At 71.3% G+C, this 22,534-nt stretch carries 17 protein-coding genes; 8 read left to right on the plus strand and 9 right to left on the minus strand.

Going from position 1 to position 22,534, the window contains the following annotated elements:
• Positions 1-26 precede the first annotated feature (26 nt).
• From CLT68_RS14925 to CLT68_RS14940, 4 genes are read right to left on the minus strand one after another with little or no spacing between them, the layout of a single operon-like run.
• Positions 27-2,162 carry an alpha-galactosidase gene (locus tag CLT68_RS14925; RefSeq protein WP_099851582.1) on the minus strand — a complete coding sequence of 712 codons (2,136 nt, stop codon included), beginning with the start codon at positions 2,160-2,162 and terminating at the stop codon, positions 27-29.
• Complete coding sequence (locus CLT68_RS14930; protein ID WP_099851584.1) at positions 2,159-3,073, minus strand: carbohydrate ABC transporter permease; 915 nt, start codon at positions 3,071-3,073, stop codon at positions 2,159-2,161. The genes CLT68_RS14925 and CLT68_RS14930 overlap by 4 nt, the downstream gene beginning before the upstream one ends.
• Positions 3,070-4,032 (minus strand): carbohydrate ABC transporter permease, encoded by a 963-nt coding sequence (locus tag CLT68_RS14935; protein WP_088946924.1) that lies wholly within the window; start codon positions 4,030-4,032, stop codon positions 3,070-3,072. The genes CLT68_RS14930 and CLT68_RS14935 overlap by 4 nt, the downstream gene beginning before the upstream one ends.
• Positions 4,033-4,053: 21 nt before the next feature.
• Positions 4,054-5,382: an ABC transporter substrate-binding protein gene (locus CLT68_RS14940; RefSeq protein WP_088946925.1), complete on the minus strand. Its 1,329-nt coding sequence runs from the start codon at positions 5,380-5,382 to the stop codon at positions 4,054-4,056.
• A gap of 282 nt (positions 5,383-5,664) precedes the next feature.
• Here CLT68_RS14940 and CLT68_RS14945 point away from each other — a divergent pair, with 282 nt between their 5' ends.
• The 4 genes from CLT68_RS14945 (at position 5,665) to CLT68_RS14960 (ending at position 10,701) form a co-directional block, all read left to right on the plus strand.
• Positions 5,665-7,668 (plus strand): beta-galactosidase, encoded by a 2,004-nt coding sequence (locus CLT68_RS14945; RefSeq protein ID WP_099851585.1) that lies wholly within the window; start codon positions 5,665-5,667, stop codon positions 7,666-7,668.
• A gap of 37 nt (positions 7,669-7,705) precedes the next feature.
• Positions 7,706-8,482, plus strand: coding sequence for a DeoR/GlpR family DNA-binding transcription regulator (locus CLT68_RS14950; protein WP_099851587.1), 777 nt, complete (start codon positions 7,706-7,708; stop codon positions 8,480-8,482).
• Between the two features lie 144 nt (positions 8,483-8,626).
• Positions 8,627-9,649 (plus strand): HEAT repeat domain-containing protein, encoded by a 1,023-nt coding sequence (locus CLT68_RS14955; RefSeq protein WP_099851589.1) that lies wholly within the window; start codon positions 8,627-8,629, stop codon positions 9,647-9,649.
• 107 nt (positions 9,650-9,756) lie between these two features.
• Positions 9,757-10,701 (plus strand): sporulation protein, encoded by a 945-nt coding sequence (locus tag CLT68_RS14960; protein WP_099851590.1) that lies wholly within the window; start codon positions 9,757-9,759, stop codon positions 10,699-10,701.
• A gap of 72 nt (positions 10,702-10,773) precedes the next feature.
• On the opposite strand, the gene CLT68_RS14965 is transcribed toward CLT68_RS14960, so the two are convergent.
• Both CLT68_RS14965 and CLT68_RS33775 read right to left on the minus strand, forming a co-directional pair.
• On the minus strand, positions 10,774-11,151 hold the full coding sequence (locus CLT68_RS14965) for a hypothetical protein (RefSeq protein WP_099851592.1): 378 nt from the start codon (positions 11,149-11,151) through the stop codon (positions 10,774-10,776).
• 178 nt (positions 11,152-11,329) lie between these two features.
• Positions 11,330-13,372, minus strand: coding sequence for a glycerophosphodiester phosphodiesterase family protein (locus CLT68_RS33775; RefSeq protein WP_158240883.1), 2,043 nt, complete (start codon positions 13,370-13,372; stop codon positions 11,330-11,332).
• A gap of 190 nt (positions 13,373-13,562) precedes the next feature.
• Here CLT68_RS33775 and CLT68_RS14980 point away from each other — a divergent pair, with 190 nt between their 5' ends.
• Positions 13,563-13,982, plus strand: coding sequence for a hypothetical protein (locus CLT68_RS14980; RefSeq protein ID WP_099857172.1), 420 nt, complete (start codon positions 13,563-13,565; stop codon positions 13,980-13,982).
• 101 nt (positions 13,983-14,083) lie between these two features.
• Here CLT68_RS14980 and CLT68_RS14985 read toward each other — a convergent pair whose 3' ends face one another.
• Entirely contained in the window at positions 14,084-16,378 is a 2,295-nt protein-coding gene (locus CLT68_RS14985) for an ATP-binding domain-containing protein (RefSeq protein ID WP_099851595.1), read from the minus strand.
• Between the two features lie 146 nt (positions 16,379-16,524).
• Between CLT68_RS14985 and CLT68_RS14990 the strand changes: the two genes are divergently transcribed.
• A complete protein-coding gene (locus tag CLT68_RS14990) occupies positions 16,525-17,160 on the plus strand; it encodes an SGNH/GDSL hydrolase family protein (protein WP_099851597.1) in 636 nt (211 codons plus the stop codon).
• Between the two features lie 67 nt (positions 17,161-17,227).
• On the opposite strand, the gene CLT68_RS14995 is transcribed toward CLT68_RS14990, so the two are convergent.
• Positions 17,228-18,367: a sigma-E factor regulatory protein RseB domain-containing protein gene (locus CLT68_RS14995; protein ID WP_099851598.1), complete on the minus strand. Its 1,140-nt coding sequence runs from the start codon at positions 18,365-18,367 to the stop codon at positions 17,228-17,230.
• Positions 18,368-18,462: 95 nt separating this feature from the next.
• Here CLT68_RS14995 and CLT68_RS15000 point away from each other — a divergent pair, with 95 nt between their 5' ends.
• Together CLT68_RS15000 and CLT68_RS15005 are read left to right on the plus strand one after the other, a co-directional pair.
• Complete coding sequence (locus CLT68_RS15000) at positions 18,463-19,119, plus strand: response regulator transcription factor (RefSeq protein ID WP_088946934.1); 657 nt, start codon at positions 18,463-18,465, stop codon at positions 19,117-19,119.
• A gap of 74 nt (positions 19,120-19,193) precedes the next feature.
• Complete coding sequence (locus CLT68_RS15005; RefSeq protein WP_099857174.1) at positions 19,194-20,570, plus strand: sensor histidine kinase; 1,377 nt, start codon at positions 19,194-19,196, stop codon at positions 20,568-20,570.
• Positions 20,571-20,880: 310 nt separating this feature from the next.
• Here the strand turns inward: CLT68_RS15005 and CLT68_RS15010 are convergent, their stop codons facing one another.
• On the minus strand, positions 20,881-22,512 hold the full coding sequence (locus CLT68_RS15010) for a tetratricopeptide repeat protein (RefSeq protein ID WP_099851600.1): 1,632 nt from the start codon (positions 22,510-22,512) through the stop codon (positions 20,881-20,883).
• Between the last annotated feature and the right edge of the window lie 22 nt (positions 22,513-22,534).

Raw genomic sequence — 22,534 nt, forward strand, 5'->3', positions numbered from 1 at the left:
CCGCCCGAAGAATCTCCAGAATCTTTTCAGTCGACGGCGTCGACCTCCAGCACCAGGCTCTGCTCCGGGTGCAGCGCGGGCAGTTGGACACCCATCCGGGCCAGTGCCGCCCCGCTCAGGACGACGCCGCCCGCGAGCCGGCCCGGTGCGGACCGGTCGATGGTCGCCGGCGCCGGCACGCCGGATGCCGGCCGCACCCGGTAACGGCGGTCCGGGTCCAGGCCCGGCAGCCGGACGGGGCCGGGGTACGGCGTCGCGGAGGTGGCCAGCCGCGCCACCGCGTACACCGCTCGGGTGCCGTCGTGGTCGATGACGCCGTGCGCCCAGACGGCCGGGTCGTGGTGGTCGACCCGGACCACCCGGCCAGCGTGCAGCAGCGGGCGCAGCCGCTTGTGCAGTGCCACCCAGGCAGCCAGTTCGGTCTGCTCGTCGGTGCTGATCGAGGCGATGTCCCACTCGATGCCGTGGTGGCCGAAGAGCGCGGTGGCCGCCCGGAATCCGAGGTCGTGCACGCGGTTGGTGGTGTGCGAGCGTTGCGGGCCGATGTGCGTGCCGATCAGCTCCGGCGGCAGCAGCAGGCCGGTCCAGCGCTGGATGCTGAGCCGTTCCAGGGCGTCGTTGCAGTCACTGGCCCAGACCCGGTCGGTGCGCGCCAGGATGGCCAGGTCCACCCGGGCCCCGCCGGACGAACAGCTCTCGATCTCCAGACCCGGGTGGAGGCTGCGCAACTCGTCGAAGAGCCGGTAGACCGCAAGGGTCTGCCCGTGCACCCCCGGGTGGCCGTGGTGCCCGGCCTCGGTGAGGTCCCGGTTCTGGTCCCACTTGAGGTAGCTGATGCCGGGGTGTTCGGTGAGCAGCGCGTGGAGCCGGTCCCGCACGTGGTCGTACGCCTCCGGGCGGCCCAGGTCGAGCACCTGCTGGTTGCGCCAGGACGGCGGCAGTCGCCCCGGTACGGCCAGCAGCCAGTCGGGGTGCGCGCGGAACAGGTCGGAGTCGGGGTTGACCATCTCCGGCTCCACCCAGAGACCGAACTGAAGGCCCTGGCCGGCCACGTGGTCGATCAGCGGTTGCAGGCCGTCGGGCCAGACGCCCTCGTCGACGTACCAGTCGCCGAGGCCGGCGGTGTCGTCGCGCCGACCCCGGAACCAACCGTCGTCGAGCACGAACCGCTCCACGCCGATCTGCGCGGCCCGGTCGGCGAGGGCCCGCAGCCGGTCCAGGTCGTGGTCGAAGTAGACCGCCTCCCAGACGTTGAGGGTCACCGGGCGGGGGGAGCGCGGGTGCCCGGGCCGGGCCCGCAGGTGCGTGTGCAGCACGTCGCTGAGCCCGTCCAGCCCGGTGTCGGACCAGACCGCGTAGAGCAACGGAGACTCGTACGACTCGCCGGGGCCGAGCCGGATCTCACCGGGGGTGAGCAGCTCGCCGCCACCGAGGGTCGACTCGCCGGTGGGCCGGCGCTCGGCGAAGGTGACGTGGTCGCCGCTCCACGCGGTGTGCACCCCCCACACCTCGCCGTGGCCGAAGCCGAACCGGGCGGTGCCCGCCACCAGCAGCAGCGTGGCGTCGTGACCGGTGCGACCGTGTCGACCCTCGCGCGCCCAGGCGCCCTGCTGCCACCGGTGCCGCTGCGGGGACCGCTCCCGGCACCACCGGCCGGTCAGGTCGAGCAGCTCGGTGGCGACCGCCGGCACCGGCAGCACCGGGGTCAGCTCCCGTAGCTCGTAGGCCGTGTCGCCATCGTTGCGCAGCCGGTGCCGGACGGTCAGCAGGCCGTGCGGGTCGAGCATGATCTCGCTGGTCACTGTCAGCCCGGCGGCCGAGTCCGACGCCCGCACGGTCAGCAGCGCCGCGCCGGGCCCGTCGTCGCGCACGTCCAACCCGTCGAGACGGAAGGAGGTGGACCAGTCCCGTCCGTCGCGGTGCCCGGCCAGCCCCGGCCGGCCACTCCAGCCCGCACTCGCTTCCGGCAGCAGCGACAGCACGGGCGGCTCGTCGAAGCTGCTCGGCACCACCGGCGGCACTGTCGCGTCCACGAGCTGGCGCAGGCCGTCGTCGTCGAGGTCGCCGACGTCGCCGCCCCAGTGCACGACCCGGGGCAGCCCCGGGCCGCGCGCGTCGAGCACCAGGCTGGTCCGCGCGCGGCGCAGGTGCAGGATCGTCATCCCTTCGAGGCTCCCAAGGTCAGGCCCCGGACGAAGTGCCGCTGGAGCATAAAGAAGATCACCAGGGTGGGGATCGCGACGAGCACGCTGCCCGCCGAGACCAGGTTGTTGTCGGTGAAGAACTCGCCGCGCAGGTTGTTCAGCGAGCTGGTCACCGGGAACTTGTCGCCGGTGCGCATCAGGACGGTGGCCCAGAAGAACTCGTTGTAGATCCAGGTCACCTCAAGGGTCGCCAGCGCGGCCAGGGCCGGCCGGCACAGCGGCATGGTGACCTGCCAGTACTGCCGCCAGATGCTCGCCCCGTCGACCATCGCCGCCTCGTACAGGTCGCGCGGTAGCGCCTTCATGTAGTTGCTGAGCACGAAGACGCAGAATCCACACTGGAAGGCGACGTTGATCAGGATCAGGCCCCAGTAGCTGTCGTACAGCAGCTCGGAGTCGCTCATGAACTCCGGCAGTGGCACCTCGGTGAACACCCGGAACAGTGGGATGAGCAGCGCCTGCTGGGGCAGCAGGTTGGCCGCGGTGAACACCCCGAGCAGCACGATGTTGAGCTTCCAACTGAACCGGGCGATCACGAACGCCACGCAGGAGGCGAGGAAGAGGGTCAGCAGCACGGCCGGCACGGTGATGTAGACCGAGTTGAGGAAGTGCTGGCCGAACTCCGCCGTCTGCCAGGCGGTGACGTAGTTGTCGAAGGTCCAGCCGCCGAACGAGACGTAGCCGTTGGCGGCGGTGTAGTCGTACGAGCGCAGCGAGGTCAGCACCGCCCAGGCGATCGGGAAGAGCCAGACCAGCGCGACGACGATGAGGAAGCCGTGCAGCAACAGCCGCAGCGGGCTCAGCTTGCGGCGGCGCGCTGGCGCCTCGGGCTCGCCCTCGGTGGGCCGGGTGACGGTCGCGGTGCTCATTCCCGGTTCTCCCTCATCACGGTCGCCAGGTAGATGGTGATGAAGACCAGCGAGACGATCAGCATGATCGTCGCCAGCGCCGAGCCGAACCCGATCCGGCTCGCCTCACCCACCACGTTCTGGGTGACCAGCGCCGAGATCAGCTCCAACCCGTTGCGGCCCTTGTTGACCACCCAGACCAGGTCGAACGCGCGCAGCGACTCGATCACCGTCACCACCAGCACGATGATGTTGATCGGCCGCAGCACCGGGAAGACGACCCGGAAGAAGGTGCGGCTCTCCGAGGCGCCGTCGACCGCCGCGGCCTCCCGCAACGACGGGTCGACGCCCTTCAGCCCGGCCAGGTAGAGCAGCATGATGTACCCGACGTGCCGCCAGCCGGAGGCGACCATGACCGCCCAGATGTTGACGCTGGAGTCGCCGTACCAGTCGACGTTGCTGCCGAACACCGCGTTGATCAGGCCCTGGTCGCGGGAATACAGCAGCTGCCAGACGAAGCCGATGAGCGCCAGCGAGAGCACCACCGGCAGGTAGAGCGCGGTCTGGTAGAAGCGGCTGCCTTTCAGCTCCTTGTCGAGCAGGACGGCCAGGAACATGCCGAACGGGGTGGCGATCACGAACAGGACCGCCAACCACAGCAGGTTGTGCTGGACCGCCGGCACGAACGGCGGATAGTTGTTCACCACGTCGCTGTAGTTGCGGGCGCCGATGAACTCGATTTCGTTGAGGGGGCCGATGCCGTCCCAGTTGGTGCCGGAGAGCAGCACGGTGGCCGCCGCCGGCAGCCAGACGAACCCGGTGACGAGCAGCAGCGGGACGAGCACCATGAGCGTGATGACCACGCGGTCGGTGCGGGACAGGAGCCGTAGCCGCCGACGACGGCCGCGACCACCCGTGGAGGTGGTCGCGGCCGGCGGCGGCACGGCGCGATCCGCTTGGATCAGGGGCAGGTCGGACACGATGTCCTCCCCTTTCCGCCGTCAGTCAGTGAAGATCGACTTTTTCTGGTTCTCGATGGACGAGGTGAGCCCGCTGATGTCCTTGGGGTTCTTGATGAACTGCTGGATCGCCGGGATGATCACCGTCGAGGCGAAGTCCGGCCGGGTGTCGCGGTCGAGGAACTGGGCGATCTCGGTGGCTGAGCCGACCAGCTCGGCGGCCTTCTTCTGCAACGCGGTGTAGCCGCTGACGTCGGCGCTGCTGTTGGCGACGAGGGTGGCCGGGTCGTTCTTCACCGTGATGTTCGCGGCGTCCTTGCCGCCCACGTACTCCAGCAGCTTCCTGGCGTTGGCCTCGTTCTTGGGCTTGCGGGCCATCATGTAGCCGTCGATCGGCGCGTCCAGCGCCTTGGCTCCGATCGCCGGGTCGATCTCCGGGAAGGTGAAGAAGTCGAGGTCGCTCTGCTCCTCGTTGCTGAACTGCTGGCCGACGAAGAGGCCGAGCAGGTACATGCCGCTCTTCTTCTGCTGAAGCGACTGCGCCGCCTCCTGCCAGGTGCGGCCGAGGCTGTCCGGCTGGTGCAGGGGGAGCAGACCGGCCCAGGTGTCGAAGACCTTCTTGACCTTGTCGGAGGTCCAGGCCTCCTTGCCGGCCATCAGGTCGATGTGGAACTGGTAGCCGTTGATCCGCAGGTTGAGGATGTCGAAGGTGCCCATCGCCGGCCAGCCGTCCTTGTCGGCGAACGCGATCGGGGTGAGGCCGTCCCTCTTCATCTGCGCGCTGAGCGCGGTGAGCTGGTCCAGGGTCGTGGGCACCTGGTAGCCGTACTGCTGCCACACAGACTTGCGGTAGAACATCGCCCACGGGTAGTACGACGAGGGCACGAAGTACTGCTTGTCGTCGTCCCCCGTGGACGCCTTCTTGAAGGCGTCGGAGAAGCCGGAGAGCTTGCCCCACACGTCGCTGATGTCGCTGGCCAGGCCCTTGGCGGCGAAGAAGCGCATCCGGTAGCCGGCGAACCACATGTAGACGTCGTCCGGCTTGCCCTGCAGGTAGTTGTTGATGTTCTCCTGGTACGTGTTGTGGTCGACCGTGTTGATCGCCGGCGTGATGCCGGACGCGGTCTTGAACCCGTCCATGACCTTGGCGGTGACGTCCTTGGGCTTCGGGTCGGACTGGTTCGAGCCGACTGACACGTCCTTCGAGTCCGACCCGGAACCGGAGTCGTCGCCGCAGCCGGCGAGCAGGCCGGTGCCGAGCAGCGCGCCGGTGCCGGCAGCGCCGGCCAGCAGCGAGCGTCGGTTGAGGCCGGCGACCGAGGGTGGTACGAGCCGAGCCAGGTACTCGGCTTGGGATTGGGGACGGGACATCTGTGCCTCCTGCGGGTGAAGAGGTGCTACGCCCAAGGGTCATCAGGGTGGTGAAGGCAGAGCGGCCGTCGTGGTCAGCGATCGGGATTCACCGAGAACCCACATTGACGAACACGAACGGCCATTGGGGGCTCAAAGTACCGCTCCGACGGGTGCTGTCAAGGGGGCGTTCCGCCTCCGCTAACCCAGTTGTGACATGGCTGTTACGAGGTAAACGTTGGAAAAAAATCCATGTTGGAACCTGTTGACTTGCGTGTCCGGGCCGGTGCACCCTCAGCTCTCATGCGGCGATGGCAGGGTGACGGCATCTATTTCGGCGGCGACTACAACCCCGAGCAGTGGCCCGAGCAGACCTGGTCCGAGGACATCGAGCTGATGCGCCGGGCCGGGGTCAACCTGGTCTCGGTCGGCATCTTCTCCTGGGCCCTGCTGGAGCCCACTCCGGGCCGGTTCGAGTTCGGATGGTTGGACCGGGTGCTGGACCTGCTGCACGACGGCGGCATCCAGGTCGACCTCGCCACCGCCACCGCCAGCCCACCGCCGTGGCTGGCCCGCGCGCACCCGGAGACGTTGCCCCGCCGCGCCGACGGCGCGATCCTGTGGCCGGGCGGACGGCAGGCGTACTGCCCCAGCTCGCCGGTGTTCCGGGAGCGGTCGCTGGAGTTGGTGCGAGCGGTCGCCGGCCGGTACGCCGAGCACCCGGCCGTGGTGATGTGGCACGTCTCCAACGAGTTGGGCTGCCACAACGTGCACTGCTACTGCGACGTCAGCGCCGAGGCGTTCCGCGGCTGGCTGCGGGCGCGCTACGGCGACCTGGACCAGCTCAACGACGCCTGGGGCACCGCGTTCTGGAGCCAGCGCTACGGCGACTGGGCCGAGATCAACCCGCCGCGAACCGCGCCGACCTTCGCCAACCCCACGCAGCAACTCGACTTCCTGCGCTTCTCCTCCGACGAGCAGCGCGCCCAGCTGCGCGCCGAACGGGAGGTGCTGCGGACGTTGGTCCAGCAGCCGGTCACCACCAACTTCATGATCGGCATGGGCGTCAAGCACATGAACTACCACTCGTGGGCCGACGACGTGGACCTCGTCTCCAACGACCACTACCTGACCGGCGCCGACCCGCAGGGACATCTCGGGCTGGCGCTCGCCGCCGACCACACCCGGGGCGTCGCCGGCGGTGACCCGTGGCTGCTCATGGAGCACTCCACCAGCGCGGTCAACTGGCAGCCGCGCAACGTGGCCAAACTTCCCGGACAGCTGCGCCGCAACAGCCTGGCGCACGTCGCCCGGGGCGCGGACGGCGTGCTGTTCTTCCAGTGGCGCGCCTCCCGGGCCGGCGCCGAGAAGTTCCACTCCGCGCTGGTGCCGCACGCCGGGCCGGACACCAAGGTGTTCCGCGAGGTCTGCCAGCTCGGCGCGGACCTGAAGGCGCTGGCCGAGGTACGCGGTAGTCGGGTGGACGCCGAGGTGGCGATCCTGTTCGACTGGGACGCGTGGTGGGCGGTCGAGTTGGATTCACACCCCAGCGCCGACGTCACCTACGCCGACCGGCTGGGCGCCCTCCACGGGGCGCTGTGGCGGGCCGGCGTGACCGCCGACATCGTCCACCCGTCGGCGGACCTCAGCGGCTACCGACTTGTCCTGGCACCGACCCTCTACCTGGTGCGCGACGCCGACGTCGAGGCGCTGCACCGCTACGTCGAGGCCGGTGGCACCGCCGCCGTCACCTACTTCAGCGGCATCGTCGACGCGAACGACCACATCCGGCTGGGCGGTTACCCGGGCGCGTTCCGTGAGCTGCTCGGCGTACGGACCGAGGAGTTCTTTCCGCTGCGGGAGGGCGAACAGGTCCGGCTCGACGACGGGAGCACCGCGGACGTGTGGACCGAGTGGCTGCACCCCGAGGGCGCCGAGGTGCTGGCGTCGTACACCGATGGGCCCTTGCCGGGCGTGCCGGCGCTGACCCGCCACCGGGTCGGCGACGGCGCCGCCTGGTATGTCGGCACCCGGCTGGACGAGCCGGCCACCGACCGGTTGGTCGCCCGACTCGTCGACGAGGCAGGTGTCCGCCCGGCCGCGTCGGCACCGTCCGGTGTGGAGGTCGTCCGTCGACGCGACGGCGACCGGAGCTGGCTGTTCGTCATCAACCACACCGATGCCGAGGTGCGGCTCCCGGTGCGCGGCACGGAGTTGCTGACCGGGGCGCACTGCGCCGGTGAGCTGACCCTGCCGGCCGGTGAGGTGGCGGTCGTCCGGGAGGATCGGGCCGACGACCCGGCCTGACCCCGGCGACAGCCACGGCACGAAGGAGGTTCCCCAGATGCTCGCCCAGCAGCGGCAGACCGCCATCCTCGATCTGATCCGCCAACGCGGCGGCGTGCGGGTCAGCCACCTGGTCAGCCGGTTCGGTGTCTCCGACATGACCATCCGGCGCGACCTGGAGGTGCTGGCCGAGCGCGGTCTGGTGGACAAGGTGCACGGCGGCGCGACGCTCGCCGGGCCGGGTTCGGCCGAGGAGCCGGGCTTCGCGGCGAAGTCGATCCGCCAGCAGGCGGAGAAGCGGACCATCGCCGAGCGCGCGGCAAGAATGGTCGAGCCGGGCATGGCCATCGCGCTCTCCGCGGGCACCACCACCGCCGCGCTGGCCACCCTGCTCTCCGACGTACGCGGGCTGACCGTCGTGACCAACTCCATCCCGGTGGCCGACGCGCTCTACCAGAACCCGCGCGCCGACCAGACCGTCGTGTTGACCGGTGGCATCCGTACCCCGTCGGACGCCTTGACCGGGCCGGTGGCCGAGGCGGCGATCAGCGCGCTCAACGTCGACCTGCTCTTCCTCGGTGTGCACGGGCTCAGCCCCCGCACCGGGCTCACCACGCCGAACCTGCTGGAGGCCGGTGTCAACCGCTGCCTGATCGGCGCGGCGCGTCGGCTCGTGGTGCTCGCCGACCACACCAAGTGGGAGATCATCGGTATCGCCACCATCGCCCCGCTGGAGGCCGCCGACGTGCTGATCACCGACCGCGGCCTGCCGGCGGAGGCGCGTGCCGCGATCGGCGAGCAGGTCGGTGAGCTGGTGATCGTGGAACCCGACTAGGCCGCGCGCAGGCAGGGTCGTCCGGCCTTGATCGACTCGGGTTCACGAAAGTCGGGGTGTCCGGCTCGGGGTGATGCCCCGCTTTTCAGAAACCCGAGTCGATCAGCTCGCACCGCCGGTTGACGTGCCTGGCAGCATTCGGCCGTGGAGTCGCATGAGGTGGCGGAGTTGTTCGCCCAGGCGGTGGAGCGGTCGCGTCGCGGCGGCGGGCGGGACGACCCCGACGACGGGTGGGACCTGTTGCGCCCGGCCGCCAGTGCGGGTCGGTTGGCCGTGCGAATGGCGTTCGGGCGGCTCACCGACGCGGACGCCGTGGTGCGGGTGGTCGCCTGCGACCTGCTCGGCATGGTGAGTGACGTGCATGAGGACGACGTCCGCGAAGAGGTGGCGACCGCCCTGGTCGCCCTCGCCGCGCAGGAGTCGGATCCGGCGGTGCACCGCTCGATCGCGCGCGCCGGGGCCGCCACCTGCGACCCCCGCGTCCTACCGGTCCTGCTCACCCTCGCCGGCAGCCCCGACACCGGCGTACGTCTGCAGGTCGCTGTCGCTCTGCCGATGGTGCTGATCGACGACCATCCGCCCGAGGACGGGGTGGCAGCCCTGATCGCTCTGTGCACCGACTCCAACCCCGAGGTGCGTGAGTGGGCCACGTTCTCCCTCGGATGGTCCGCCACCGCCGACGGCGATGACGTCCGGCGGGCGCTGTGGGACCGCACCCGCGACGTCGACCCGGAGGTACGCGCGGAAGGCGCCCGCGGGTTGGCGCGGCGGCGGGACGCGCGGGCACTTCCACTGGTACGCGAACTCCTCGCGCGGGAGGAGGTGCACAGGTTCACCTTCCAGACCGCCGCCTACCTGGCGGACCCGTCGCTGCTGCCGCTGCTGGACGGGTTCGACCCGACCGCCGAGGGTGTCGCCGAGGCCCTGCGGGAGTGTGACCCTGTGCGCCGTGCCCAGCGCGACGAGGCGGCCTGGCAGGTCATGACCACGCTGCATCTGCTCCGCCCCGATCTGCGGGTCGCCCTCCTCGGCGAGCGGTGCGATCTCGGCCTGTTCCTCGACATCGGCGACGGCTCCGGCCGCTGTTTCGTGGACGCGTTGCTGAACAGAGCCGGGTACGACCCGGCTCGTGCAGTCGAACTGGTGATCGCCGGCGTGACGTGCTGATCGAGCTGGCACGCTTCACAGCCACCTCACAGGGGTGCTGGATAGGGTGCCGTTCGAGTCAACGTCCGACTCCAGCCTGGAGCGGTCGGCGTCGCACAGGAGTTTCGATGGTCTTCAAGAAGATGTTGAGCGCGTTCGGTGTCGGCGGTCCCAGTGTGGACACCGTGCTGACCAACCCCAACACCCGGCCCGGCCTGACCCTCGACGGGCAGGTCAACCTCGTCGGCGGCGACGCCGAGGCAGCCATCGAGCAGGTGGTCATCGGGCTGGTCACCCGGGTCGAGGTCGAAGGACACGACACCGAGTACGCGGGCACGATGGAGTTCCACCGGATGGCGGTCAGCGGTGCGCTCCAGCTCGCCCCGAAGCAGCAGCTCTCCATCCCGTTCCAACTGCCGGTGCCGTGGGAGACCCCGATCACCGACGTGTACGGCCAGCGCCTGCGCGGGATGACGATGGGCCTGCGCACCGAGCTGGCGATCGCCCGCGCCGTCGACAAGAGCGACCTGGACCAGGTGGCCGTGCACCCGTTGCCGGTGCACGAGCGGATCCTGGAGGCGTTCCAGCGGCTCGGCTTCCGGTTCAAGCACGCCGACCTGGAGCGGGGCCACATCCGTGGTGTCCAGCAGACGTTGCCGTTCTACCAGGAGATCGAGTTCTTCGCCTCCCCGCAGTACGCGAGCACGATCAGGGAGGCCGAGCTGACCTTCGTGACCAGTCAGCGCGGCGTGGAGGTCATCCTGGAGTGCGACAAGCGCGGCGGGTTCCTCAGCGCCGGGCACGACGCCTTCGGCCGCTACCAGGTGTCGCACACCGACGCCGACCGGGTGGACTGGGCGCAGGTCGTCGACGGCTGGCTGCGCGAGACCACCTCCCGCTACGGCAGCCTCCGCTCCCAGTACGGCCCGAGCCACGGTCACAGCCGGGGGCACGGGATGGGCGGCATGGTGGCCGGTGCGGCCCTCGGCGTCGCGGGCGGCATGGTCGCCGGCGAGATGATCGAGGACGCGTTCGAGGGTGACTTCGGCGGGGACTTCGGCGGCGACGAGTAGTCGTCCAGACACGACGATGGCCTCCGGGAGATTCTCCCGGAGGCCATCGTGCGCTGTGCTCGCGCTACCCGCTTAGTGGCGGGCCTTGCGCTCCTCACCGCTGCGCCAGTTGCTGCCGGCCTTGGCCAGGCCCCGGCTACCGAGGTAGCCCAGCGTCAGCAGGGTGATCATGAACCAGGCGTTGTCGGCGCGGAAGATGTCCACACCGGCGGAGTTCCGCCCAACGACCTGCGACGCGCCCAGTACGGCGGCCACCGCGATCAGGTAGATCCAGAACTCGGTGGTCTTGAACGCCTGCTTGGTCTCCGTACCAGGTGCCTGCATGTCGTTGCGATGCCCGTCGCGCATGACCGGCATCTGCTGGGTGGGCATGTCCCGGTTCGACGCCGGGTTCTGCGGGTCGTTCGTCGGCCGGTTCATCGGCCGGGTGGAAGCAGCCTGCGTGCTCATCTGGTCCTCCTCAGGATGCGATGAGTCGTACCTGCATTCCCTCGCCCCGCTACCGCGTTTCGGCCACGGCACGGTTCGCTTTCGTGGCGGGGACAACCCCCGACTACCCGAGGCCGGGGAGCAGGTAACACTGATCGCCGGCCGGAAAATCCGGCCGACGATCAGTTGGGTGGGCGTGTCAGCGCAGGCCGTTGCGGATCGCGACGCTCACCAACAGGTCCGGGTCGTCGGTGATGATGCCGTCGACGCCGAGGTCGACCACGCGCTGCATGACCGTGGCGTCATCGACGGTGTACGGGATCACCTTCAGCTCGTCACGCGTCTGGAGGGTCCGGACGTCCGGTCCGTGGAAGTACGCCGGGTTCTCCCGCAGGTACCAGTCCGCCGAGGCGACAGTGCCCTGCTTGGGGTCGTGCACCTGCCAGTTGGCCGAGACCGCGCCCGCACCGGCGGCCCGGGTCAGCTCGCCCAGGTCCTGGTGCTTCCACCAGTCCAGTCCACCGGTCCACGGGCTCTTCACCGACGGGTTCCCGTACACCGCCTGCAACGAGCACTCGTCGGCGAGGGACGTGCACTCGGCCGGGCCGTACTGCCAGACCAGCGCGACCGTGCCGATCCGCCGGTCGAGCTGCCGCGCGTACGTGATGGTGCGCCAGTCGAACGACTGGACGGTGGCCCGGTTGGTGAAGCCGGCGCGCTGGATGGCGTCGACGAGCTTGCGGGTGAAGCTGCGGTACGGCTGGGTGTCGTTCACCACCGGGCTGATCTTCGTTTCGATGTTCATTCCGATGTCGGTGCGACCACTCGCCTTCACCAGGGCGAAGACCTCGTCCAGGGTCGGGATCCGGGCACCCGGTGCGGGCACCTGCGCGGGCAGTTCGGGCAGCGTCCTCGTGCCGCAGTCGACGGTCTTGAGCTGCGCCAGGGTCAGTTCGTGCACCGGCTTGCCGACGTACGGGAATTTCCGGTCTCCCGGGCGAAGCGGGGCGGTGTCGACGCAGTGCGACCCGTTGACGGTGCGGTCGTGCAGCACCACGAGCCTGCCGTCGGCGGTCACGCCGGTGTCCAATTCCAGCGTGGAGATGGCCCGGTTGGACAACGCGTTCGAAAAGGCCGGAAGGGTGTTCTCCGGCCGGGTGGCCCGGCCGCCGCGGTGCGCCTGGATGTCGAACGGCGCCGTGTACGCCTTCGGCAGCCGGTAGCCGCGCTGCGCCAGCAGGCCACGCAAGCGGTCCGGGTAGTCGGTGATCATGCCGTCCACGCCGTCGTCGATCAGCTTCGCCATGGTCGGCACGTCGTCGACGGTCCACGGGATCACCTTGATCCCGTAGCGGTGCGCCTGGGCGACCATCTCCCTGGTGACGTACGGCTGGTAGCCGGGGTCGGTGACAGTGCCGTTCTGCGGGAAGCCGTGCACCGGTGAGAAGGCGCTCGCGCCGAAGCTGCGGATCGCCCTGATCGGGTCGCCGCCGAAGTCGTCGATGTCCAGCCCGCCCAGCCACGGCGAGGCGGCCGGCTGTCCGGTCTGGAGGAAGTCGTAGTTGGTCAGGGCGACCAGCGGCAACTTCGGTTCGACCTGGCGCATGCGCATCAGCGCGCCCCAGTCGAAGCTCTGGATGGTGACCTGCTTGAGCAGCCCGGCGGCGCGGATCTCGGCTGCGGTGACCCGGACGAACTGGTCTCGGGGCGCGGTCTCGGTCGGCGCGCCCGCCTCCACCTTGGTCTCGACGTTGAGCTTCACGTCCTTCGCCCGATAGCGGTTGACGAGCGCGAAGACCTCACGCAGCAACGGCATCCGGGCACCCGGGACGGCGAGCTGGCCGGGCTTGTCCGCCAAGGTCTTCGAGCCGCAGTCCAGCGAGCGCACCTGGGCCACGGTGAGCGTGTTGACGTACTTCCCGACGTACGGGAACTCCGGGTCGCCGGGCGTCACCGCGGCGGTGTCGACGCACTTGGCGCCACTGATCTTCCGGTCGTGGGTGACGACGGCCTGACCGTCCTCGGTGATCTGCACGTCCAGTTCGAGGGTGGTCACCCCGAGCTGGAGGGCGTTGCCGAAGGAGGCGAGGGTGTTCTCCACCCGCAGCCCGAGGCCGCCCCGGTGGGCCTGCACGTCGAATGTCCGGTCCGGTCGCGGTTTCGCCTGGGCGGGCACCGCGAACCCGGTCGTCACCGTCGCGGCCACCAGGGCCGCGACGGCGGTACGGCGTACTGTGCGCACGCTGTCATCCCCTCTGCCGGCGGGCATCTCCCACCGGTCGCCGGACAGCATGGACATCTCGGACTGCGGGCAGGCGGCCAGTGGGCGGCGCGACGGTGAACCGCCGTGGACGACCTCCCGGTCACGCCGGGTTTGGTCGGCTGGTGGCCGGGCACGCAGTCAGTTCCACAGCTTCTGCGAGGTGATGATCGTGCGTGAGGACGACATGCGGCAGGACGCCGCCCGCCAGGCCGAGGATCGGATCGCCGGAGGTGTGTACGGCAAGGGAGCCGTCGAAGAGGTGACGGTGCCCCGCACCGATGTGCTGAGCGAGATTCAGCGCGACGACCCGTTCGACCCGGCGCACGAACGGATCGATCCGCAGGTGCTGCGCGACGGCGGCCCGGTCGGCGGGCAGGGCGCGGTGACCACCACCGGTGGCACCGCCGGTCCGGCGAGCGTACGCAGGGTGGCCCGGCAGCCGGAGCGACACCCGGGCAAGGTCGCCCCGACCACGACCGGCGACGCCACCACCGGCGGTCTGAGCACCCCGATGGGCGGGAGCACCAGCGACCAGTCCACGTCCGCGACCGGACCCGCCAAGTCCACCCAGGATCACGCCGGCGACTAGAGCGGAACCCCGCCGTGATCATGAGGTTGGCGTGGCTGTCGTAGATCACAGTCCACGCCAACCTCATGATCGACGCAGGGCGGCCGGGAGGCCGTGGGGGATCAGCTTGCGGGGCGCAGGATGCCCAGGCGTTGGGTGGCTCGGGTGAGCGCGACGTACAGGTCGCTGCGTCCACGCGGCGACTCGGCCACCATCCGGTCCGGGTCGACGACAAGCACCGAGTCGAACTCCAACCCCTTGGCCTGCGCCACGGTCAGCACCACGACCCGGCTCTCCAGCTCCGGGTGCTCGCCCACGGCGGCCTCCGGAAGGGCCGCGGTCACTGCCGCACCCAACTCACCCACCCGGCCGGCCGGCACCAGCACGCCGAGCCGACCCTCGGTCAACCGGGCCGCCTCGCGGGCGGCTTCGGCGACCAGCTCCGCCGCCAACCGCTCGTCGGGCACCGCGCGGTCCCACGGGGGTACGCCGCTCTCCCGCACCGAGCGCGGCGGACGCAGCGCCGGGTCGATCTCCGCCAGCACCTCGGCGGCGACCGCCATGATCTCGGCAGGGGTGCGGTAGCTGACCGTCAGCTCGGTCAGCCGCCACCGCTGGGCGACGTACGGGGCGAGGGCGTCCGCCCAGGAGGGCGTGCCGCTGAGCGCGCCGGTCTGGGCGACGTCCCCGACGATCGTCATCGACCGGCTCGGGCAGCGGCGCATCAGCAGCCGCCACGCCATCGGTGAGAGCTCCTGTGCCTCGTCCACGATGACGTGGCCGAACGCCCACGTCCGGTCGGCGGCGGCCCGCTGCGCGGTGGTGAGGCGGTCGGCCTCCTCCTGCCGCTCCAGCAGCCGGTCCGCGTCGATCAGGTCGGTGACGCCGAGGATCTCACCGCCCTCGGCCTCGTCCTCGACGTCGATCGAGCGGGAACCCCGGGCGATCTCCAGCACGCCCTCGGCGTACTCCCGTTCCATCATGCGGATGCGGTCCCGCCGGGCGGCCGCGGCCCGCTCGTCCTCGCCGAGCAGCTCGGCGGCCTCGTCGAGCAGGGGCACGTCGGCCGGCGTCCACCCACCCGGCTCCCGCCGCAGCAGCGCCCGCTCGTCCTCGGTCAGCATCGGCGTGGCGGCGGCGATGCGTTCCGGATCGGCGTACAGGTCGGCGAGCAGCCGCTGCGGGGTGAGCACCGGCCACAGCCGGTCCAGGGCGGCCTGGATCTCCGTCTCCTCGCGCAGCTCGCGGCGGATCTCTGCCCGGTCCGCCTCGTCGAGCAGGTTGTCCCCGCCCAGCGGGTCGGCGCCGATCCGCTCGGCCACCTGGTCGGCGATGGCGTGCACGATCTCCACGTCGAACAACGCGCGGGCCAGGTTGTGCGGGCGGTCGACGCGGCGTACCCGGTCCCGGGCGGCCCGCACGATCTCCGGGTCGAGGGTCAGCGTCTCCCGCTCGACCTCGATCTCCAGCGGCTCGTCCGGCACCCACTGCCGGTCCCGCACGGCCAGCGCCAGGACCTCGGCGAGCACCGCCCGGCCCTTCAGCGCCGCGGTCTCGGCCGGCTCGGTCCGTTGGGCGCTCACGCCCGGGAAGAGATCAGCCTGGGTACGCAGCAGCACGCCGGTCTCCGCCAGCGTCGGCAGCACCTGGGAGATGTAGCGCAGGAAGGTCGCGTTCGGGCCGACCAACAGCACGCCCCGGCTGGAGAGTTCGCGTCGGTGGGTGTAGAGCAGGTACGCCGCCCGGTGCAACGCGACAGCGGTCTTGCCGGTGCCGGGGCCGCCCTGGACCACCATGACGCCCGGCAGCTCCGCGCGGATGATCTGGTCCTGTTCGGCCTGGATGGTCTCGACGATGTCGCGCATCCGGCCGGTCCGGCCCGCGTTGAGCGCGGCGAGCAGGGACGCCTCGCCGGTCAGCTCCTCGTGGCCGCCGGGTGCGGCGGTGTCGATGTCGAGCACCTCGTCGTTCAGGCCGGTGACCTTGCGCTGCCGGGTGCGCAGGTGCCGGCGCCGGCGTACGCCCTGCGGGTTGGCGGCGGTGGCGAGGTAGAACGGGCGCGCTGCCGGAGCCCGCCAGTCCATGAGCAGCGGGTCGTAGTCACCGCTGGTGTCGAAGATGCCGATCCGACCGATGTAGCGGCGGGAGTCGTCGTCACCGTCGAGGCGGCCGAAGCAGAGCCCATTCTCCACGGCGGAGAACTGCTCGACCTGATCGGCGTACATCGCTACCGAGCTGTCGCGCTGCGAGCGGTCCTGGAGTGTGCCGCCGGTGTTGCGCAGCTCGGCGGTGAGCCGGTGGGCGGCCTGCTCACGCAGCCCGTCCAGCCGGTCGTAGAGCATCGAGACGTACTCCTGCTCGCGACCGATCTCGTCGTCGAGCGGCAATTCGCCGGAACCGCCGGAGTGCCTTGACAAGCCGTCTCCCTAAAGATTAGAATCCTTTGCAGGAACGGCTTTTAGCCGTTCTTTTTTGTGTCCTCGAACTGTTGAAGATAGCGCGTTGCGTCGGCTCTCACCAAGCCGGACGGGTCGGCGCGCCGGTGATCGCGAGGTGGCGGCGGATGATCCTGCGGACCGGGCAACGGGTGGTCTTCATCGGGGACAGCATCACCGATTGTGGTCGACGCGACGTCGCCGCGCCCTACGGCAGCGGATACGTGAGCCTCGTGCGCGCCCTGGTCGGCGCACGGCACCCCGAGTTGGACCTGTCGTGGGTCAACCGGGGTGTGGGCGGCGACACGGTGCGGGACCTGGCCGCCCGGTGGGACGACGACGCCATCGGCGAGCGCCCCGACTGGCTCGCGGTGCTGATCGGCATCAACGACATCTGGCGGCACTACGGTGACCGGCCGGATGAGGCAGTCGGCATCGAGGAGTACGAGCGCACCCTGCGCGACCTGCTTCGTCGGGCGGTTGCCGCCACCGGCTGCCGACTGATCCTCGGTGACCCGTTCTTCATCGAGGCGGACCGGAGCGTCCCGCAACGCGCCGACACGGACCGGTACGCGGCGGTCGTGGCGGGGCTGGCCACCGAGTTCGACGCGGTGCACGTGGCCAACCAGGCGGCGTTCGACCGGGTGCTGGCGGTGAGCCCGGCGACGCGCTGGGCCGACGACCGGGTCCACCCGCACCTGCCCGGCCACGCGGTCCTCGCCGACGCCTACCTCACCGCACTCGGCGTGACCTCCGCCCGCTGACCGGGCGTCCACCGCAGCGAAGCGCCGGGCCGACCGTCAGGTCGACCCGGCGCGAACACCGTGTGGATCAACCGCGCGCGGCCTGGTACAGCCGCTCCGGGGTGACGGCTCCGGCGAGCACGCGGCCGTCATCGGTGAGCAGCACGCTGAACAGCTTGCTGCTGAAGAGCCGACCGCTGCCCCAGTCACCACTGACCGCCGGCAGCCCACCGAGCAGCTTCGACATGTCCACGTCCGGCGAGCCGGCCGGTGGCGTAGCCGGCTTCGCGGAGGTCTTCGGGCCGCCTTCGAGCCCGTCGAGGCGGCCGACCAGCACGGTCGTCCAGCCGGAGCCCACCGTACGCACCTGCGGGTCACCCGAGGGTGCGGCGTGGCCAGGCTTGCCGGCACCCGGGCCGGCGGCCGGCCGCTCCGCCTTCTCCTCGGTGACCGTCACACCGGGCGGCGGGTTGAACGTGAACTGGTCGGCGTCCGGGCGGCGGTAGTCGACCTGCGTGAAGGCCATCTCGAACGCCGGCCGGTCGCTGCCCTTCGCGAGCACCTCGAAGCGCAGCGGCACGTGCTGCTTGGCGTCGATGGCGATCCGCACCTGGTGCACCAGCGAGTCCTTGTCGCGCGGCTGGAGCACCAACTCGTAGGCGTCCTGGCCGGCGACCGTGGCCGACCGGCCGACGCTGACCTCGGTGCTCGGGTCGATCGCGCCCAACGCCAGGTCGGCTGCCTGCTGCGGGGTGGCCGGCATGGTCGCCGCCGGCTCGGGGACCGGCTTTCCGGCGCCGGCTTCGCCGCCCAGCGTGAGGTGCTTGGCGGTGTTGCTGCGACTCTGCCAGGTCCAGACGTCCCGGCCGTTGCGGATCACGTCCTGCTCGCCCAGGGTGTCCAGCAGCGCGACCCGCTGCTGATCCGGGCCGGAATACCAGACCCGCAGGGTGTGCGTGCCGGTCAGCATGGTGGTCAGCTCGTTGCCGGAGACCAGCCCGACGAGAGGCGGCAGGCCGAGATCGGCGCGCTGCACGACGGTCCCGGACAGCCCCTCCAGCCGGGAGGTCTGCAGATCGACCAGAAGCTGGGCCGCGGTCCGCGGTGGCAGGCTCGGCTCCGCCTCGGCGGCGAACGTGCCGATCGCCGCGCCCCCGCCGATGACGGCGACGGCAGCAGTGGCCGGGACCAGCCAACGAAGGACGGGACGGCTTCTCAGAACGGACATGGTGACACCTCCTCCGCACATCCTCCCCCCTGTGCCCTGTGAGGGTGCTGAGGACGCCGGACCAGCACGTTTGACCCGGGTGGCACCCTTGGACCGTGCGCTTGCTGGTGGTGGAGGACGAAGCCCGGTTGGCGGCCGCCCTGCAACGCGGCCTCCAGGCGGAGGGGTTCGCGGTGGATGTGGCGGGGACCGGTCCGGCCGGCCTGGACGCGGCCCGGCACGGCGGGTACGACGCGATGATCCTCGACGTGATGCTGCCCGGCCTCTCCGGCTACGAGCTGGTCCGGCGGCTGCGGGCCGAGCAGCACTGGTTGCCGGTGCTGATGCTCTCCGCCAAGGACGGCGAGTACGACCAGGCCGACGGCCTCGACTGCGGGGCCGACGACTACCTGACCAAACCCTTCTCGTACGTGGTGCTGCTGGCGCGGTTGCGGGCGCTGCTGCGTCGGGGCGCGCCGGAACGCCCGGCGGTGCTGGCGGTCGGTGACCTGCGACTGGACCCGGCCCGCCGACGGGTGACCCGGGCCGACGACGAGGTGACCCTGACCGCGCGGGAGTTCGCGCTGCTGGACTACCTGATGCGCCGGCCCGGCCAGGTCGTCTCCAAGACCGAGCTGCTGGACCACGTCTGGGACGCGAGCGTGGAGACCGCGCCGAACGCCGTCGAGGTGTATGTCGGTTACCTGCGCCGCAAGCTCGGCCGCGACCGGCTGGAGACGGTCCGGGGCGCCGGTTACCGGCTGGCGACGTGACCAGCGACGCCCCGGTGGGTGCCCGCCGGGGGTGGCTCGGCTGGATGCCGGTGCTCGGGCTGCGGGGGCGGCTCATGGCGCTCGGAGTGTTCGGCCTCACCATCGGGCTCGCCCTGGGCGGGGTGGTGCTGCTCGGCGCGCTCGGCTTCGTGCTCCAGCGGACGGTCGACACCGAGGCGTTCCGGACCGCCGACGCGGTCGCCCTGCTCGCCGCCGAGGACGTGCTGCCCGACCCGCTGCCGGTGGCCGGTGGCCAGGTCCGCGTCCAGGTCGTCGACGCGCAGGGGCGGATCAGGGCCGCCTCGATCGACGCCGACCGGCTGGTGCCGATGGTCCGCCCGGAGCGGCTGGACCGGGACCGCCGCCAGCGCCTGGACGTGCCGGCCGAGCGGGTCGGGCTCGCCGGTCCGGTCCGGGTGGTCACCGTGCCCGCCGGCACCGCGGCCGACCCGCTCACCGTGCTGGTCGCCCGCTCGATGGCCGACGTGCGGCACAGCGCGCACGTCGTCCGGACCATCCTGCTGGTGGCGTTCCCCCTGCTGGTGGCCGTGCTGGCCGCCGTGGCGTGGCGGGTGGTGGGCGCGACCCTGCGCCCGGTCGAGGCGCTCCGCCGAGGCGCCGAGGAGATCACCGGGCGGGCCGGCGCCGGCCGGTTGCCGGTGCCTGCGTCGGCCGACGAGATCCATCGGTTGGCGGTCACCCTCAACGGCATGCTGGACCGGCTGGAATCGGCGCGGATCCGCCAGCGGGCGTTCGTCTCCGACGCCGCACACGAGCTGCGCAGTCCGTTGACCAACATCCGGACCGAGCTGGAGGTGGCCCAGCGTCTAGCCGACCGAACGGACTGGACGGCCGTCACCACCAACCTGCTCACCGACACCGAGCGACTGAGCCGGCTGGTCGACGACCTCCTGCTGCTGGCCCGCCTGGACGAAGCGCCACCGACCCGGGGCGTCGGCCCGGTGGAGTTGGGCGCGCTGCTGGCCGAGGTCGCCGCCCGTTACCCGTCGCCGCCGGTTCGGTTGACGCCGCCGCCGGGCCCGCTCTGGACGACCGGCAACGCCGACGAGCTGCGGCGCGTGCTGGCCAACCTGGTCGACAACGCGGTCCGGCACGCGTACGGCAGTGTGGTGCTCGCCGCCGAGGCGGCGTCGACGGACGGGCGTGGCTCCGGGGCGTACCACCTGGTGACGGTGACCGACGACGGCCCGGGGATCCCGGTCGCGGACCGGGAGCGGGTCTTTGATCGGTTCACCCGGCTGGATGACGGACGGGCCCGCGACGACGGGGGTGCCGGCCTGGGGCTGGCCATCGTCCGGGAGTTGGTGCGACGTGCGGGCGGCAGCATCAGCCTGACCGACGCGCCGGAGCAGTGCGGGCTGCGAGTGTGTCTGCTGCTGCCGGCGTTTCCGGGCGAGGACGGCCCTGGGCCACAGATTGACGGTCCGTGACGGTGAGCCTGCCCCCACCCACCCACCGATCACCCCTTTGCTCTGCACCCGCGGACGCGACAGCTACTTAGCGTGATACCTCGCCGATGCCTGTCGAAGCGGCTGCCGCGACGTCTCGGCTGTTCGTCCGCGGTGGTGCATCGAGGTATGCAGAGCAAAGGCGGGGTGGGATGTCTGGCTGGGTGCGCCGGAGGTAACGCAATGTCACGGCAGGCTCGTCAGTGGGCAAGCCACGCTGAGTGAGGTCGGCACGGCGGGGCCGGCGGAGCTTGGCCGGCAAGGGCGTGGTCGGCGGGGCGTGCCTGGCGGGTCAGCGGCGGCGGGTGCAGACCTGCTCGGAGCTGGCGACGGTGTCGGTGGACCAGACGACGGCGACCGTGAAGCAGTAGTCGTTGGTGCGGTTGAGCGCGTAGATGACGTAGCTGGTGGTGCCGGCGGGCAGCGTCGCGAAGACGTTGCGCTCCTGGCCGGTCCGGCCACCCGCGATGACCACCGGGCCCTCGCTGCCGGCAGGGTAGGTCCAGTTCAGCGCGATGCTGTCCCGGCTGTCGCGCAGCGTCACCGCGCCGGGCGGGCTGCCGGGCGGTGCCGTGGGGCCAGCCGACGGCGGCGGGGTGCCGGTGGAGGCGGGCGCGGTGCTGGCCGGTGAGGCGGTGCTGGCCGGTGAGGTGGCGCTGGGGGAGCCGCTCGCCGGGGGCGGGGCCGGCTCGTCGTCGCCGTCGACCTGGGCCACCCCGGCGATCACGGCGGCGGCGCCGAGCAGGACCACGACCACGCCGGCCACCAGCACCGGCACCAGCCGCTTGCGCTGCGCCGACGGCACCCGGTGCACGGGCACCGGCAGCAGCCGGGACGGTGTGTACGGCTCAAGTGGCGCGTACGGGTCGGACGGCTCGTACGGGTCGGACGGCGGGTGCGCGTCGGCCCGGCGCAGCCTGTACACCCCGGACTGCTCCTCCGTGCCGTCGGCCAGCCCGACCACGGACGGGGGCACCGGGGTGTCGGTGGTGTACGACGAAGGTTCGCTCGCCGGTTCGGGTGGCCATCTGGTGCCCGCCGGCCCGACCGGTTCGTCGGCGGGCACCCGGGGGTTCGGAACGGATCCGCCGCCCGCCGCCGCCCCGGTGTGGTGCGGGGGAGGCGCGGGCGGGTCGTAGTCGGAGTCGGAGTCGGCCGGGCCGTCGCGGTGCGGAGGGACACGGGCAGCCGGCACCACCGGGGTGTCCCGGGCCGTGGGCGGGTCGTCGGCGCAGGCATGGTCGGGGTTGGCCGCCGCCCGGGCCAGCGTCGCCACCTGTGCCGCCAGCGGGTCGTCGGCGGGCAGGTGCTGCCGGCACAGCTCGCGGGCCAGTGCCAGGTTGTCGTGGGCCTCGGCGAACTGCCCGCAGTCCCGCTGCATCGCACCGAGCCGCGCCAGCATCTTGATGCCGCTGGGGTGCCCGTCGCCGTACACCTCGCGGTGCAGCTCCCAGGCATCCTGGAGCCGGTCACGGGCCACCGTGCACTGCCCGCGGGCGTACTCGACGGTGGCCAGGTCGGCGTGCGCCGCGAGCACCCGCAGCGACTCCGGACCGTCCTGTGCGGTCAGCTCGATGATGACTTCCTGGTAGAGCCGGGCGGCCCTCGAATGGCTGCCGACCCGGTGCAGCACCGCGGCCAGGGTCGCCGCGGCGGCCACGGTGCGCGGGTCGGAGCGGCCGTGCAGTCGAGTGGTGGCCGCGTACGCGAACGCGGCCCACCCCCGGGCCGAGTGCGGCTCACCGAGAGCCACCAGCACCCGCGCCTGGAGGCTGGCCGCCTCGGCCAGCTCTCCGGTTGCGTTGGCCGGGCGGGGGTCGGCGTCGGTGAGCGCGTCGGAGAGCAACTGCTGCGCGCCGGCCAGATCACCGGCCGACACGAGGTGGTGCGCCTGATCAGTCAGTTCGCCGAAGCCGGAAGACACGCCCCATCGTGCTCATCCGACG

Source organism: Micromonospora sp. CNZ299 (assembly GCF_002754415.1).

What these genes read in the sequence shown, in the direction of transcription:
- CLT68_RS14940 (WP_088946925.1), bottom strand. Translation starts at nt 5,382, where the DNA reads ATGTCCCGTCCCCAATCCCAAGCCGAGTACCTGGCTCGGCTCGTACCA.
- CLT68_RS15005 (WP_099857174.1), top strand. Translation starts at nt 19,194, where the DNA reads ATGGCGCTCGGAGTGTTCGGCCTCACCATCGGGCTCGCCCTGGGCGGG.
- CLT68_RS14930 (WP_099851584.1), bottom strand. Translation starts at nt 3,073, where the DNA reads ATGAGCACCGCGACCGTCACCCGGCCCACCGAGGGCGAGCCCGAGGCG.
- CLT68_RS14965 (WP_099851592.1), bottom strand. Translation starts at nt 11,151, where the DNA reads ATGAGCACGCAGGCTGCTTCCACCCGGCCGATGAACCGGCCGACGAAC.
- CLT68_RS14960 (WP_099851590.1), top strand. Translation starts at nt 9,757, where the DNA reads ATGGTCTTCAAGAAGATGTTGAGCGCGTTCGGTGTCGGCGGTCCCAGT.
- CLT68_RS14995 (WP_099851598.1), bottom strand. Translation starts at nt 18,367, where the DNA reads ATGTCCGTTCTGAGAAGCCGTCCCGTCCTTCGTTGGCTGGTCCCGGCC.
- CLT68_RS14945 (WP_099851585.1), top strand. Translation starts at nt 5,665, where the DNA reads ATGCGGCGATGGCAGGGTGACGGCATCTATTTCGGCGGCGACTACAAC.
- CLT68_RS14925 (WP_099851582.1), bottom strand. Translation starts at nt 2,162, where the DNA reads ATGACGATCCTGCACCTGCGCCGCGCGCGGACCAGCCTGGTGCTCGAC.
- CLT68_RS14990 (WP_099851597.1), top strand. Translation starts at nt 16,525, where the DNA reads ATGATCCTGCGGACCGGGCAACGGGTGGTCTTCATCGGGGACAGCATC.
- CLT68_RS14950 (WP_099851587.1), top strand. Translation starts at nt 7,706, where the DNA reads ATGCTCGCCCAGCAGCGGCAGACCGCCATCCTCGATCTGATCCGCCAA.